Annotated in this window: 15 protein-coding genes; 2 read left to right on the forward strand and 13 right to left on the reverse strand. The window is 31.9% G+C overall.

The window, feature by feature from the left end:
- Positions 1-2: 2 nt before the first annotated feature.
- The 10 genes from I6758_RS08630 to I6758_RS08675 all read right to left on the reverse strand — a co-directional run bounded on the left by I6758_RS08630 (position 3) and on the right by I6758_RS08675 (position 10,740).
- Complete coding sequence (locus I6758_RS08630) at positions 3-698, reverse strand: glycosyltransferase family protein (protein WP_196604809.1); 696 nt, start codon at positions 696-698, stop codon at positions 3-5.
- Between the two features lie 58 nt (positions 699-756).
- Complete coding sequence (locus I6758_RS08635; RefSeq protein WP_196604810.1) at positions 757-1,767, reverse strand: hypothetical protein; 1,011 nt, start codon at positions 1,765-1,767, stop codon at positions 757-759.
- A gap of 35 nt (positions 1,768-1,802) precedes the next feature.
- A complete protein-coding gene (glf, locus tag I6758_RS08640; RefSeq protein ID WP_196604811.1) occupies positions 1,803-2,900 on the reverse strand; it encodes a UDP-galactopyranose mutase in 1,098 nt (365 codons plus the stop codon).
- A 38-nt stretch (positions 2,901-2,938) separates the two neighbouring features.
- On the reverse strand, positions 2,939-3,589 hold the full coding sequence (locus I6758_RS08645; RefSeq protein ID WP_196604812.1) for a ribulose-phosphate 3-epimerase: 651 nt from the start codon (positions 3,587-3,589) through the stop codon (positions 2,939-2,941).
- Between the two features lie 11 nt (positions 3,590-3,600).
- Positions 3,601-4,632, reverse strand: a complete 1,032-nt coding sequence (locus I6758_RS08650) for a galactitol-1-phosphate 5-dehydrogenase (RefSeq protein ID WP_196604813.1) — start codon at positions 4,630-4,632, stop codon at positions 3,601-3,603.
- Positions 4,629-5,333, reverse strand: coding sequence for an IspD/TarI family cytidylyltransferase (locus tag I6758_RS08655; RefSeq protein WP_196604815.1), 705 nt, complete (start codon positions 5,331-5,333; stop codon positions 4,629-4,631). The genes I6758_RS08650 and I6758_RS08655 overlap by 4 nt, the downstream gene beginning before the upstream one ends.
- Positions 5,334-5,402: 69 nt before the next feature.
- Entirely contained in the window at positions 5,403-6,506 is a 1,104-nt protein-coding gene (locus I6758_RS08660; protein WP_196604817.1) for an FkbM family methyltransferase, read from the reverse strand.
- 270 nt (positions 6,507-6,776) lie between these two features.
- Positions 6,777-7,877: a DUF4422 domain-containing protein gene (locus I6758_RS08665; RefSeq protein WP_196604818.1), complete on the reverse strand. Its 1,101-nt coding sequence runs from the start codon at positions 7,875-7,877 to the stop codon at positions 6,777-6,779.
- A gap of 34 nt (positions 7,878-7,911) precedes the next feature.
- Positions 7,912-9,096, reverse strand: coding sequence for a glycosyltransferase (locus tag I6758_RS08670; protein WP_196604819.1), 1,185 nt, complete (start codon positions 9,094-9,096; stop codon positions 7,912-7,914).
- A gap of 102 nt (positions 9,097-9,198) precedes the next feature.
- Positions 9,199-10,740, reverse strand: a complete 1,542-nt coding sequence (locus I6758_RS08675; protein WP_196604820.1) for a glycosyltransferase WbsX family protein — start codon at positions 10,738-10,740, stop codon at positions 9,199-9,201.
- A gap of 218 nt (positions 10,741-10,958) precedes the next feature.
- Here I6758_RS08675 and I6758_RS14895 point away from each other — a divergent pair, with 218 nt between their 5' ends.
- Positions 10,959-11,459: a DDE-type integrase/transposase/recombinase gene (locus tag I6758_RS14895; RefSeq protein ID WP_196604821.1), complete on the forward strand. Its 501-nt coding sequence runs from the start codon at positions 10,959-10,961 to the stop codon at positions 11,457-11,459.
- 33 nt (positions 11,460-11,492) lie between these two features.
- The gene (locus tag I6758_RS15220; protein WP_196604822.1) at positions 11,493-11,606 is read left to right on the forward strand and encodes an IS3 family transposase; all 114 of its coding nucleotides are present in this window, start codon (positions 11,493-11,495) and stop codon (positions 11,604-11,606) included.
- A gap of 208 nt (positions 11,607-11,814) precedes the next feature.
- On the opposite strand, the gene I6758_RS15145 is transcribed toward I6758_RS15220, so the two are convergent.
- The 3 genes from I6758_RS15145 to I6758_RS08700 form a co-directional block, all read right to left on the reverse strand.
- Complete coding sequence (locus tag I6758_RS15145; protein ID WP_196604823.1) at positions 11,815-12,744, reverse strand: CatB-related O-acetyltransferase; 930 nt, start codon at positions 12,742-12,744, stop codon at positions 11,815-11,817.
- A gap of 49 nt (positions 12,745-12,793) precedes the next feature.
- On the reverse strand, positions 12,794-14,056 hold the full coding sequence (locus tag I6758_RS08695) for a glycosyltransferase family 2 protein (protein WP_196604824.1): 1,263 nt from the start codon (positions 14,054-14,056) through the stop codon (positions 12,794-12,796).
- Between the two features lie 360 nt (positions 14,057-14,416).
- Entirely contained in the window at positions 14,417-15,424 is a 1,008-nt protein-coding gene (locus I6758_RS08700; protein ID WP_196604825.1) for a glycosyltransferase, read from the reverse strand.
- Positions 15,425-15,528 lie beyond the last annotated feature (104 nt).

Here is a 15,528-nt window from a genome sequence, read left to right on the forward strand (position 1 = left end):
TTTTATAATCCCAGTAATTTGCCATATTCTTTTATAAAAATTTTTTGTGCATCTTTATACCCTGCCAGATTTATTCCTGACTCATGAATACACCACGGTTCGCCCATATTGGGAATACCTATTTCATAGCCAAGTTTTATAAACTCCATGCATTGTGATAAATCATAATAATGCCATCCTTTAAAAATATCCTCTCGCCACAAAACATCATATTGTGTCATCATTAAAATGCCATCGACAGCCTCTACACTTTCATAGGCACCAGCCATTTTCACATTATTGGTAAAATCTGTAAATAATACTTTATCCTCATCTGGTAAATAATGATATACCTTTCCATATTTATCAGCCCCAGCTCCCCATACACAATTTGTCGGCAATAATTTTGTACCGGCTACACCTATCAACCCCAATTTAGAATGAAATTTAAATAACCTTAACATATCATAGATCATATTATGATTTATAATATAAACATCATTATGCAAATATACTTTATATTTGGCATCTGATATCTTCATTGCTGAATTATATCCTGATGCAATGGAAGAAGCGCCATGTACGGGAATTATTTCCCATTCATAGTTCTTTGGTAAATATATTTTCCTGATATATTGCAAACATTTACTATACTTTCTTTCGTCATTCGTGCAGACAATGAAGCTTATTTTTTTTTCATTTACATACTGATTTATCACCAAAGTGACCTCCGAACAAAGTCCTCGTTTATTCCAAAAAAAATTTCTAGATCACATGTTAATCAGTTACTAATTCTGCAAAAATCCTTGCTGTATCCATTTTGAAACGAACCTGTTCATTCCTGATACATTCTCTATATTTTTCAAAGGATTTACTATATTTCGGGTAATAGGCAAATATATCTTCTATTTTTTCTAAAATTTGATCACAATTATTTACATTATCTTCAAATTTAAATTCCTGTGGTATCGGAACATCCTCTTCAAATGCTGCCGCTCCTCTCAAGCTGGTTAGAATACAACAGCCGCTTATTGCTGCCTCACGCGGAATTCTATCTTTTCCAGGATGTTCGCCAAAATCTATATAAACTTTTGCACGGCGCAAAAGTTGTGCCATTTCTCTGGGCGTCATATTAAATAATGAAATCCACTTTATATGCGGAGCTCTTTGCATTAATAAAGCTGTATACTGATATCCCTTTTTAGGATTATACAAAACGATATTTTCACGTACTATTTCCGAATAATTGCTAGCCTTTCTGATAAAAATCGGATTAAGATAATCTGACAAATAATATATTTTCTTTTCATCTATACCCAGTTTTTTGCAATGCTTTAAGGCATATGCAGATTGAACAAAATGTACTACTCTATGATCAAAAAAGTTCCCATTTTGTTCAGATGCCTTTATAATCAATTGAATATCTATATTATGGTCTAATTTATTATTACACTTTTCTCTAAAATTATTTAGAAAAAAATTATAATAATTATCAACACTAAGCCACCAAAACACCTTTTTAGATAGTTTCAATATTTTCAACAAAGGATACATTGTCTCAGGAATAATTGCTATATTATTGATAGTATCCTCATAACAGATATTATATGGATTACGGTAGGCTTTAAACCTTTCTGCCACCGGCACTTGCTGCTTATTTTTATCAAAGCCTACATAAATCATTTGTGCATCGTATTTTAGCTTCCTTAATTCATAGCAAAGCTGATGCAATAATTCTGGTCCTCCTGAGGCAAGATAAGCCGGACAAAAAATAAAGACTCTCGACATCGAGACAGCTCCTTTTATGATTGATACTTGTGATATTATAGATCAGACATTACAGCCTTTAATGCCGAATTTATTACCTGATCCATATTATAATATTTATATTCAGCTAATCTGCCGCCGAATATTACATTACTCTCATCAGTGGTCAATACCTTATACTTATTATATAATTCTTGATTTTTTTCATCGTTGACTGGATAATATGCCTCCTGTCCTCTCGCATAGTCGCATGGATACTCGTATGTGACATAAGTAACTGGTTGAGTACCAAACTCAAAATGCTTATGTTCAATAACGCGCGTATATGGTACTTCTCTATCAGTAAAATTTGTTACAGCTACTCCTTGATAATTTTCTATGTCTAAACATTTTGTTTCAAAGCTGAGTCCCCTATATTCCAACTCACCCAATTTATAATCAAAATATTCATCAATAGGGCCTGTATAAATTATCTTTTTTGCCATCTTTCTATAGAAATCCCGTGTTTTATTAAAATCAGCATTTACCTCTATATCTGCGCCTAAAAGCATATGCCCTATTATCTTATTATACCCACCAATGGGAATTCCCTGATATCTGTCATTAAAATAATTATTATCATACCTATAACGTACCGGTAAACGCCGTATTATAAAGGCAGGCAATTCAGTACAATCTTTATTCCATTGCTTTTCCGTATATCCTTTAATTAGTTTTCTATATATATCTTCACCGACAAGATTTAATGCTTGTTCCTCAAGATTTTTAGGAACATGCCCGTTGCTTTGTCCTTTTTGCCTGTCTATTATGGCTTTTGCCTCAGAAGGTGTTCTGGATCCCCACATTTGATGAAAGGTATTCATATTAAAAGGTAAATTATAAAGCTCCCCCTTATAATTAGCCAGCGGAGAATTTATATATTGATTAAAATCTGCAAACTGATTCACATAACTCCATATCTTGCGATTGTTCGTATGAAAAATATGAGCACCATACATATGAATGTTTATACCGGATTTATTTTCGCAATAAACATTTCCGCCTACCTGCGGTCTTTTATCTATAATCAAACAATGTTTTCCAGATTTCATGGCTTCATATGCAAATACCGAACCGAACAAGCCAGCTCCTACAACAAGATAATCATACTTCATATTTTATTATACCCTCAATTTTATACCAGTGATATACATCAACGTGGCAATTCCGTCAAAATATCACCATAAGGTCGATTTTTGCCAAACAGTACCGTTGTTCCCAAAATGAAACCTTTAACTCCCATAGGTGCAAACTTCTTTATTTTATCCAGGCCACATGCTCCATCCCAATATACCTCAATATTATAATTATCTTTCATTGAAAGAAGTTTTTCTATTTTTTGTCCGATATATGGCAAATAAACCTGTCCTGCATGTCCGGGATTCACACTCATTATTAAAACACGATCAACAATATATAATAATTCCAGAATACTTTCAATGGATGTTCCCGGGTTAATAGCTATCCCCGGAATTATACCCGCCTCAATAATATGCTGCAATGTAGTAGACGGATGATAATCCGCCTCGGGATGTATGTAAATGGTATCTACATTCTTACTTGTAAAAAGAGTTAAATAACTATCAGGTTTTTTTATCATCATGTGAACTTCTACAGGTTTTTTTGTTGCACTGCGGATATACGTCAAATCCTGCAAACCCATTCCAAAATTGGGAACAAACTGCCCATCCATCATATCAATATGAAAACTGTCAATGCCACCCTTCTCCAGCATTTTCACTTCATCACGCAAACACGAAAAGTTTGCACACATCATCGATGCGCTGTAATGTATCTTGCCCATATCCTCAGCTCCTATTTATCAATAAACATTACTTTACAGTACGATTCCTTTTTTTCATGCATTAATGAAAACGCCTGCTTAAACTCCTTAAAATTGAACTTATGACTTATAAGCATTTCTACACTTATCCTGCCATCCTCCATAGCTTCCAAAGCTTCATGCCAGTCATTTTCACTATGACTGAAGCTGCTGTTCCATGTCCCCGTGACAGACACTTCTTTACGCAGAATTTTCCAATATGCATCTTGTGATAATCTGATATCACCCGTCGGATTACCCATGGCAACAACAATGCCAAAATTTTTTACACTGTACAAGCACTGTTCCAACGCTTCAGAATTACCTGTCCCTTCTATGCATGCATCGACTCCTTGTCCTTTAGTCTCCTGCATGATAAAATCCTGTGCATCTTCATTCTGAATATTTATTACTTTAGAAAAACCCACTTTTCCTGCAAGTGTTGCCTTTGCCGCACTTCGTCCTGCGAGTATTATATTTTCAACGCCAAATGAGCGGGCCCATTGAGCCGCGATAAGAGCAATCGGGCCAATTCCCCATATGAGCAAAGACTTCCCCGCTTTTATTCCAGACTTTTTAATAGCATGAAGTGCCACTGAAGCTGGTTCACACATAGCCGCAGCCTCATATGATATATTTGATGGCATCAGTGCCAAATTTTTTACTCTGACTGCCAGATATTCACTCATAGCACCATCACAGCGTGACCCATAATAATTGTAATTGCAGCACTGTGCGTACCTTTCCGATCGACAGGCAGTACATTTACCGCAAGGGATTAAAGGAAAAACAGCCGCTCCTCTACCAATTAGTTTCGCATCCTCAGCATCAATAATCTCCCCTGCAAACTCATGTCCGGGAATAGTGGGAAAATTGTATGTACCTTTCTCAAAGATCCGCGGAATATCGCTTCCGCATATTCCGACAGCCTTTATTTTTAGGAGAACTTCATCGGTTTTTGTTTTAGGTTTCGGCACTTCATCATAACGTAGATCACCTACACCATAAAGATTTAATGCCTTCATTTCAACCACTCATCCTTTGTCGTCTGAAGCAGAGCCTTAAATAATTCAATATCTTCAGTACGAGTAAGCTTTATATTTTTTTCTGATCCCTGCGCAAAATATACTTTCATTCCCAATGCTACCTGTAACTCCGAAATTGAATCAATTTTTATATTTTTTTCTTTTGCCATTGCGTACATAACTCTCATACGTTTTGCACACACAGCCTCGGGCGTTTGCCCGCGAACAAGTTCGCTGCGATTCATATTTGACGATGTACCCTCATGGTCACTTCTCATATACATTGTATCGGCACAATCCAAAACAGACATAGAATTACCAAACCGACGACATACGCAAATTGTTTCAGAAATAGACTGTTCGGTAACCATAGGTCTCACGGCATCATGGACAATAATAACATCTTCATCAGACATATTTTTTAAAGACATCATTCCATTGTAGGTAGATTCAAATCTTGTTGTTCCCCCGCAAATAATTCCGGTCAATTTACTTATGCCAAATTGGAGAGCATATCCCTGCAGAATCGCCTGCCAGCCATCTACACAAACAATACATATATTATCTATATCCCGGTGCTGTTGAAATTTTTTCAGAGTATAAATAATAATAGGCTTGTTATTCACATGAATAAATTGCTTAGGGATATCCTGTCCCATGCGGGAACCAAAACCGCCCGCTAAAATCAATGCTGTATTCATTTTCTCAACCTTCCAACTTATTTCCCACAGTCTTCCACTATTTGATAATACCTAATTAGTTATGTACACCTAGATATACGCATATAGCACTGTCCCACAGTTATTGAAGCTAGAATAATGCCTTACTTTAAATTTATATTCTGGTACGATTTTCTTTATCAACAATGGAATTTTCCATAAATCAGTATTTTTATGATATATGCAAATTGCTAGTTTAGGTTTATATTTTTCTAGAGTTTTTTGCGCACCCAAAATAGCATCATATTCAGCTCCTTCAATATCCATTTTTATAAAAGTGAACGCTTCATTAAATGAATCAACCGTACGGATTTCAATTTCACTATTTCCTCTATTATTACCCGAAAAATCCAAATGAGATCCCATAGTGTCTTCAGAAAAAAAACTTGCCTTTCCAACTGATTTTCCCAAACCAACATTAAAAACATCTACATGTTCGAATAATGATGTTTTTACCAGTAGTTTTTTATATGTAATAGCATCTGCTTCTATACAATAATATTTCTTCCATCCATTATTAACAGCATAATATTCTCCCATCGTATCTCCATTATACGCACCAGCATCAAGTACTATTTCATCTTGAGTAAAAGTAAGAATATCTTTATCCAGATATTGTATGTTTCCCTTCATTCTAAGATAATGAAATCTCTGTTTCATTTTTTCTGTAAAATCGTATTTTTGTTTTCTTATATGCATAATTTCTTCTATAATCTCTTTTGAAACATCATCATCCAAAATTTCTTTCATGCTTTCGATTTTACTTGTGTCATATATTTTTTCAAAATTTGCATATGGTTTTATTTCCCTTATTTCCTTTTCAATATAGAAATTCCAACTAACACAATTTATCCCCAATAATTTCAACTGTTTTTCTATGCCTAAAACACTATCAAGGCAATCTATAGCAATAATAATCCCTACCTTTTTATTTTGTCTATTGATTTTTTTTGAAAAAAATTCGGGAGAGATAATATCAAAACCGCATAAACACTTTCCCCATTTTTCACTGGAATTATCTAAAATTCCCTTAATTTTATTTGAATATTTAAATCTATTTAAAAAATTCTCTCCAGCTAGTCCTGCTCCCCAACAATATACATCACCAGTATCATATTTTAACATATCTATAATATTAAAAGTTTCCTGCATCATTTATTTCTCCTTATATTCATAATTACATTGTTAGATAAAATAAAAAGACTTATCAGCCTTCTTAATATAATAGGTTTACCACAACACGCACCACTTCGTAAAAGAAAACAAGCCAAAAGAGCAGTTGGTTTTACAAATAACTTTTACATCAAATTGCCCTTCACCATTGTCAATATACGGTACTATAGTTTTGTACCGTCGTTAAAGGGTTGAAACTTTATCTGATGTTTTTTTCTAAATATTTACACTGTCAAAATAATATTTGTCATATTAATATAAAAACATTTTTTCTGCGTATGCTATTTTCCAATTTCTTTTATTATAAAGGAAATATAGTCCAGTCAATTGTTCGGCACAAAATCCCGCATAACGATTATAATATGAATCTTCAAGTTCGCCAATACGTTTTTCAATTTCAAATAATATAGGAAACAACCATGAGAATAAATCATCCAAAACAGTTTTCCTGACAATCCACATATTATTAGCAATAAATATTTTTTTGTCATATATATTTAATGCACTGTCATAGTATTCTGGCGAATATTCATCTAAAACAGCTAACATAACCTTATAAACAGTAGGGGTATATTTCATCAAATGGTCTTTATATATGGATGTCTCATACAATGTAGGCAAAGGTAAAACAATATCAATATTTATTCTGTTTAACTTAGAAACTATTTTTCCCAAATCAACAAAATGACGCCGATAATGACATAACCCGATAAAATCTGCCTTACTGTGCTTCCATGCCCAATAAGCCGCTGTCATCTCAGAATATCGCCGATTTCGACTAGATATATTATCTCCTATGTCATCAGTCACTGTTGCAATTCGTTTATCAGTCAAGGCTGCACCTGCCTGTATTTGTATTACACATTGCGGCAGACTATTTGGAAAACTGACCAGAGGCTTGTCAACTATACATTTAGTCATGTATAATTCTACTTTATTTTCTTGAGTATATCCTTCATTATCCATCTCGTAAATATAGTTGAATCTTTCTCCTTGTTCCTCAAAGTACTTCGAAAAATATTCTTTTTTCAATTTATTATCCACAGCAGGTGTATAAAAAAATAAATTATGGAACCCCTTTTTATTTAAAAACAATTGAATTTGCCGATGCACTTTAACTGAAAAAGCAATAAATAATACAACATCATACTCTAATTTTTGCAAAAAATCATTGCATGAATCGAAATCAAATACATTATTGTCGGATTTATCTGTTACTAATGGGAATACAAATTTAACACACTTGATTTCATTATGATAAATTTGATCATAATAAGAACATACTCTTTTTACATAATCATCCTGTCCCATAACTATCAATTGGTGACTAGTCTCTATACTCAATTTATTCATTTTGATTCCTTTCAATATGAGTTGCATATTATTTTTAATTCCACTCCATACAATCACCTATAAATTGAAAAATAAATTTTTTGTAATATATGTACTGGCCTTCATCAAATCTATTAGCTTTCAATTGTGCTATCATTTCCGATTTGTATTTATCGCTGGCAACCAAAATTAATGTGTCTTGAGAAAATTTCGTCTTAAATTCATCAAGTCCTACTATTTTTTTATCATATAAACGCATTCCGTGTCTACATATGTCGTTATCAATAAAACAATCCAAATTCAATTTCTTTTTCAACAACATATTTGCCAAAATTTTACCTTCATCACCTGAGCCAAAAATAGCATAATTTCTACTGCTTATTATATCATTATCTATATTATTCCATAAAAGTTCCAATAATAAAAATTGCTTTATATTTAGAAAACGTTTTTTAATTTTCGTTAAATAAATATCTCTAATATGCCTGCCAGTATTTATATTCTCCACCGTATACAGCCAGACCTTTTCCCAACCTCTCCATAATTCCAACCGCTCTTCTACTGAATTATATTTGTGGCTGTGACTATCATCGTGGCATAAATAAGTACCTAAACACTTTTTGATAAAACCGCATTTATAATGATATGCCAATGGTAAAACCAACTGCACATCTTGAGTATAGCGGCTATTGTAAATCTGCATATCAGGAAAAATTTTATAAAAAGCCGCTGTCGAATATAAATAAAAAATAGGAAAAGCATTTATCTTATTATCAACCAGATCATCAAAAATCCAGGCTTCCTCTGTTGTTTCTTTATTGAGAAAATGCATTCTTTTATCTGGTTGATCTTCAGAAATCCGCCATACGTTAGACCGTACCAGACCACACTGAGGATGTTCCTTCAAAAATCGTACTCGTTCTTCAATACAATCTGGTTCTAATAAATCATCTATATCAAATAAACAAAAATATTCACCTGTCATATGACTGAGTCCAACATTTGTAGCTGCCGCTTGACCTTGATTTTTCTGATAAAAATATTTTAATACTATTCCCCTTTGGGTAAATTCACCAGCATGTTTTTTTATCTGTTCAGCTGAATTATCAGTAGACCCATCATTAATAAAAATTATTTCTATACTATCATAGGTTTGTGAAAGAACCGACCTTACATAATTCTCTATAAATCTTTCACCATTATAACAAGCCGTAATAATCGATACCATATCATTAATCATCTATCTATTCTCCATATATAAAAAACGACAACACACAACATGCTATCGTCCATAATTTTAATTCAATATATTTCAACTTATTTCACGGTGAACTTATTATCATTAAGATTCAAAAATTATTTCTTCCAGCGAAATAGTTGGGAAAGATACATATTTTTCTATTTCTCTTTTTATACTATCATATTGCCCATTTATCGTCACAATTATGATATCAACCCTTGGAAGTTCATATTGCAAGCTATAAATAGGATAAGCCACATTTAAAACTTCTGAACTTCTGTCTACAATATATTTGATATTAACGGGAGTTTCGCTCAACTCCTGTATTAAATGATTTCCCATAATACCTGATCCATAGATTGCAATATTATAATATTTTCTTTGCAATAAATACTTTGCAATGGATTTTTTTTCCTCTTTTAATATAAGCCATTGATTCAAAATATATGAATTTTTTTTAGAAATATATAAATCTCTATAAATCTTCTCTTTTTCATTTGAAAAACAATGGTTAGCACCTTTTTCCATATATTTAAGGTCAGGCATATCATTATACTTATCAATAATTTTTTTTATTACCTCCAGATATCCGTATTTATTATTTGTATCTGGTTCAAGATACATACCTTCCCCCCACTCGTTCCAAGCATTTAAGAAAACGTAATCATTGCCATAATCAATATTTTTTTTAACGAAAACATCAAAAAATTTCCCAAAATCTTTAACATTACTATTAGCTAAAACTATCCCTTTACAACCACGTCGTGGAGTCGTATCGTAATCTACCATCCCGCATAAATAAGTTTTTTTATTATTCAAAAAGTGATTTTTATTTAAAATAAATTTCCAACAATCATTATACTGATACACCTTTAATCCATTTTTTTTTGTACTCGAACTTATATTCTCAAATGCAGCATCAGGAAATCTTATTAAAACAGCATCCAAATTATCAGCAGATATGTAAGGTTCCCAGATCTCACCTATTAAATAGATACCATCAAAACCTTCTTTTCTTATTAGTTCATTCCAGCAAGTCATCATATCACTTAAACAATAAATAAATGCGGGTTTATAGAGAATAAGAATAGGTTTATTGTCTTTTTTTATATACCTTTTATCTTTAAAAAATGGCAGTAAATAATAAAAATGATCTATCCAATTTTTTTTGTCACCATATTTTTGTTCTAACAATATTCCGCTAGAATAATTAGATTTATTATCCACATTTTTTTCAAAGGTATCGGCCCAAGTGTTTTTCTGAGAAATCTTGCTCCAAGTCCTGGCCCAAGTATCATTTGCCCAAGTAAAACAAAAAGGCATATCGATATCTTTCCAGATAAGTAAATTTTCAGCCGGTTTTTCCAAAATTTTTTTACCATCTTTAAACCAGTAATGATAAAAACAAAATCCTCCTATATGATATTTCTTTGCCAGTTTTGCCTGCCAGTCCATAGTTTCCCTGTCCAATAAATTATAATAATTTTCATCTAAAGGTATCCTAGGTTGATTATGTCCTTCAAATAATTTTCCTCCACCTTTTACAGCAGTCCATTCTGTAAACCCCTTTCCCCACCACCGATCATTTTCAGGTATTTGATGAAATTGGGGTAAATATCTAACTAATACTGCTGGTGTTTTCATATAGATCTCCTTCAATATAGAATTACTACTTATAAATAATTTCTTAATTATACATATTATGTATGCAGCATATTTATATATTTTACAATAATTAACTTATTTTCTAAGCTCATGATAAATAAAATCTGAGACAACTATTGAACCTTTTTTATTATTCTATTTTTGTATTTAAAGCTTCTTGACCTATACCCGCTTTGCTAGACACCTAAAACACAGATATGCTTCAGCAGATTCACAAAATTCATAATGAGAACCATCGCACCTATGGTTCGACGGAACTCCACAATAATGGATATCCCGTGAATCACAAGCGCGTTGAACGTATCATGCGCGAAAATTGCCTTCGTGCCAAGGCTCGTCGTAAATTTAAGGCAACAACATACTCTGATCACGACCTGCCTGTTAACGAAAACCTGCTCGATCGCGACTTCGCAGCTGAACATACTGGCGAAAAAATGGTTAGCGACATCACGTACATTCCTACCGACGAAGGCTGGTTATATCTTTCCGGTATCATGGATCTTTGCGGACGCAAAATGATTGGCGTGGCTATGGGCAGCCGTATGACGAAGCAGCTCGTCATGGATGCTCTGCAAAATGCTATAAATCACACAAACAATGTCGAAGAATGCATCCTGCACTCAGATCGTGGCAGTTCAGTACTGCTCCAAGGCTTACCAGCAAAATGGTGTCCCAAAACCATCTTGTCAGCAGCATGAGCCGCAAAGGCAACTGCTGGGACAACGCCTCCCATGGAAAGCTTTTGGGGTACATTGAAGCAGGAATGGTTAAACGACCGACACTTCCGCACACGAGACGAAGCCAAGACCGCGATTTTCGAGTATATCTGGATTTTTTACAACTAGAAGCGGATTCACTCCAGCATTGGTTATACGACGCCGGAAAAATATTACGCCGCAAGGCTTGTACAGAAATTAGCAGCGTAGGTGAGAAATTAGGCATTTTTATGAAATCGAGAGATTCCTTTCGTTTTCGGTGTCTAACCGCGTGGGGAAAGGCCATCTAATCATATTTATACATAGTAGCTTGCTTATTAAAATAAAATATACATTACTAAAACCTAAATTGCCTTAAAAACTTTTCTGGCTGATAAAATAATTCTATATTATTTTCAATTTTTTCTGTAGTCCAGTTCCACCATTCTATTTTATTGAACATTTTTCTTTGTTCTTCATTAAATCTATATTTTATAAACTTCGCAGGTACGCCACCTACTATTGCATAATTATCTACGTCTTTAGTAATAACTGCACCCGCCGCTAATATAGCTCCATTTCCAATATTAACTCCTGGTAAAATAATAACATTTGCGCCTATCCAAACATCGTTACCTATACTTACCGGTCTATTATTACGTATCTCACTATTTTCAAAAGTAGCATTGTTTTTATATTTACCGTATTTATTAACAAAAGCCTGCCTCTCACCATATTTTTCAAATGAATAGAAAAATGGGTAATCTAGTATAGGACTTGTTGTTACACAATCTAATGAATGATTATTCCATATTCTTGCGGTTTCATTAATTGAACAGTATCTGCCAATTCTTGTTGCCAAGGGATAATTACTTAATAATTCTTCATATCCGTAAGTATATTTACCAACGCTACACCCTTTGTATAAAATATCTGTTTTATTAATAAATTGATAAATATACCACCAATCTTTATATGTATATCCATTTTTATACATATAGTCCATTATATCAACATCCATAGACATTAAACTAACGATTACATAGTCTTCTTTTGCATTTATATTCTCCTTTTTTATAATTGGATAACCTCTATAATTAGAATAATCATCCGCATTTTTATCAATAAATCCATTGATTTGTATTTTTTTTTCACTTAAAAAATTTAAAACTATAGCCCCACCAGTTCCTGCTCCCCATATATATAGCTTTCTATTATTTCTGTCACATTGTATTTTTTTAAACGCTATTTCACACATTTCTTTAAAAATAGCTTCCGTACATCTCACTTTTTTCTACTTTCCTTTATATTTATATATTATCAATATTTTCATTGTCCTAACGTCTAATGTCTTGAAAATAGACATTTTTCTTAAATCCTGATTTTTCTAACATAGGTATTATCTCTAGCTGTGATTCCAATGCCATTGTTACAATAATACCATCTATTTCACTTGATAACCTTCTTTTTCTAAATTGATACATAGGCAATCCACAAAAGCTAAAATTAACTGGGTTGTCGGTAACTAGAAAGCCTTTAATAGAGATATTCATATCTTTTAAACACTTATATAAATATTTAGCATTTTCTCCTGCCCCATAAAAATATATGTTATCAAATTTTTTAGCGAACTGAACAATTAATTCAATTTTTCTATTTATAATTTCTGTTTTTATTTTATCAAGTTTACTAATTGATGTATATAAAGCCAACTTATAAAACAATGTAAGATCAGGATATTTTTCAATATATGTCCAAATAGATGATAAATTCCACATTTTTTCATTGGAACAAGTTTGTCGATAATATAAAACAAAATCCAGAACTATTGTTGCTAGCTCTCTGTGAAGGATTTTATTTAATACACTTATTTCAAAACCACATTCACACCCAGTAATAAGCATTACCCTGCTAAATTCTTTAATCCAAGTATCATATACATCATATCCTACAGTAATATTTCCAGTTGCTGCTAAACAATTTCTTGTAATAATAATATATTTCCCATTCTTTTTCATTGTTCTCAATGCTATATGTGATAATAAAAGATTTCCACCATAATATTTTTCTTTATTACAAATTGACTGTACCAATTCAACATTAAAAATTAGAGAGCTTACAAAAGATATGTATATACCCACGTATTGTAAAAAAATATTTTTGTCTTCAATTTCAATTAAACCTTTTTCTACAAACCTTGGTTTACCATATTTTAAAGGATTCTGGGAAACAATTCCTGATGTATTCAAATGAATAAATACTGGTTCTCTTTTGATAGCTTTAAAAATATCTTCAGAAGCACCTGGTAGTAAATAATCATCATCACTCAATATAAAAAGATATTTCCCTTTTGCCTTATTAAAACAGTTCAAAAAGTTTCCATCAAGACCAAGATTTTTCTCATTTCGATAATATTTTATTTCCGGATAAATACTTCTAATCTCAGTCATATATTTCTGAGTCCCATCCGTGGATGCATTATCTGAAACAAAAACTTCTACATTTTTCTCTTTAAAATATTTTATTGCCAACTTTAAAGATTGCTTAAGACTATTTATTCTATTATAAGTGGGAATTGCAACTGTCAACTCAGGTTGCATATTAATAAACTTCCTTTTGATTAAATTGTCAATACTTGGTGGATTCTATAACACAACAACTGCATGCAATTAGATTCCAATAAATTAAACATTATAATAAACTTTTTTAACTGAAACTTAAATCAGCATAATTTCTCAATATATTTTTCATACGTAAAATGCTTATCGAACGTTTGGATTTAATACTAACATTGTTATGCCCAACATGAAGTAATTTGACTTATTAATGTCTGCTGCACAGGATATTCTATTTTTTAGAATGATTATTGATCAACTTTGCGATAAAATTATAAAATGATATGATCCAGTTAAACTTACATAGTTAAATATAATAAATCCAAAATATATTCAGAAAATCTTTTATAATACTATTATAATCTTATCTAGCGTATCATTAAATGAAGTTTTTATTAATAAAAATTTCTCCTCATCTGATATAGACAAAACATTCATGCTTAAAAAGTGGCTCATCGCTTTCAATAATAGATGTAACATTTCATTACAGGATACTTCATACGATTCAATACTATTATGCTTGCAGATTGCTTTATTCCTCATAATATCACGATACACAATGGTAATATCAATCAACAACCTACTATATAGTATATGTAATAATTTTTTCTGTATCAAAATTTGCATATCAAGCGTTTTTAAATGGCTCAAAAATAGATCAAAATAGCGCAAGCGTTCATTTGGGACAAAATACAAATTATTTTTTTCACTTGAATATGTGTATGACTTTGTTCTTTGCGCATCCTCCAACGTTTCTGTATATAAAAGAGGTGCATCATAAATCATCATATCTCCTTTAGTGGAAATTGAAGTTTGAAAAAAATCAAAGATGAACGCATTATTATCTACTTGGATATTCCCCTTATTACATTCCTGATAAACATCATTTAAGCAATCTTTTCGAAAGAAATATCCAGAAGGATGCCTACATGGGTATCCAAATTTTTTTATCTTTTCTTCTTCTTTGTCAATGATATTGATCTTTTTTGTACTTTTATATCTATTTTGCAAACAGTATCCACCACATATATAACTATAGGAATTAAGTATAAAAATAAAATAATCTAATTGTTTTCCGGTAATTAAATCCTTATCAAGAAGTAACATAACAAATCTCCCTGTACCATACGTTAAACAGTCTAAACAGTTTTTCGGTCCAGAAACGCTATCATTTCTTATTTTTACTTTTAATCTTGAATCGTCAATATTAATTGCATCATTGATATTATATGCAGATTGATTATCCAAAACAAAAATTTCAAAATCCTGTGACTTTGCCTGCAAAATATCAATTAAAGTTTTTTTCAATTTGTCATGCCGATTATAAGTTGGTATACAGATAGATAGAAGCATAATATTTCCTCCATTTTTATTACAGCTATATTTTTAAATTTAAATAAAATGCAAGTAGATATTGAATAAAAACCTGATCAAGAAATATTATTAATAATATATAC

It is taken from the genome of Pectinatus haikarae (genome assembly GCF_015732185.1).
In the GTDB taxonomy this organism is placed as follows: domain Bacteria; phylum Bacillota; class Negativicutes; order Selenomonadales; family Selenomonadaceae; genus Pectinatus; species Pectinatus haikarae.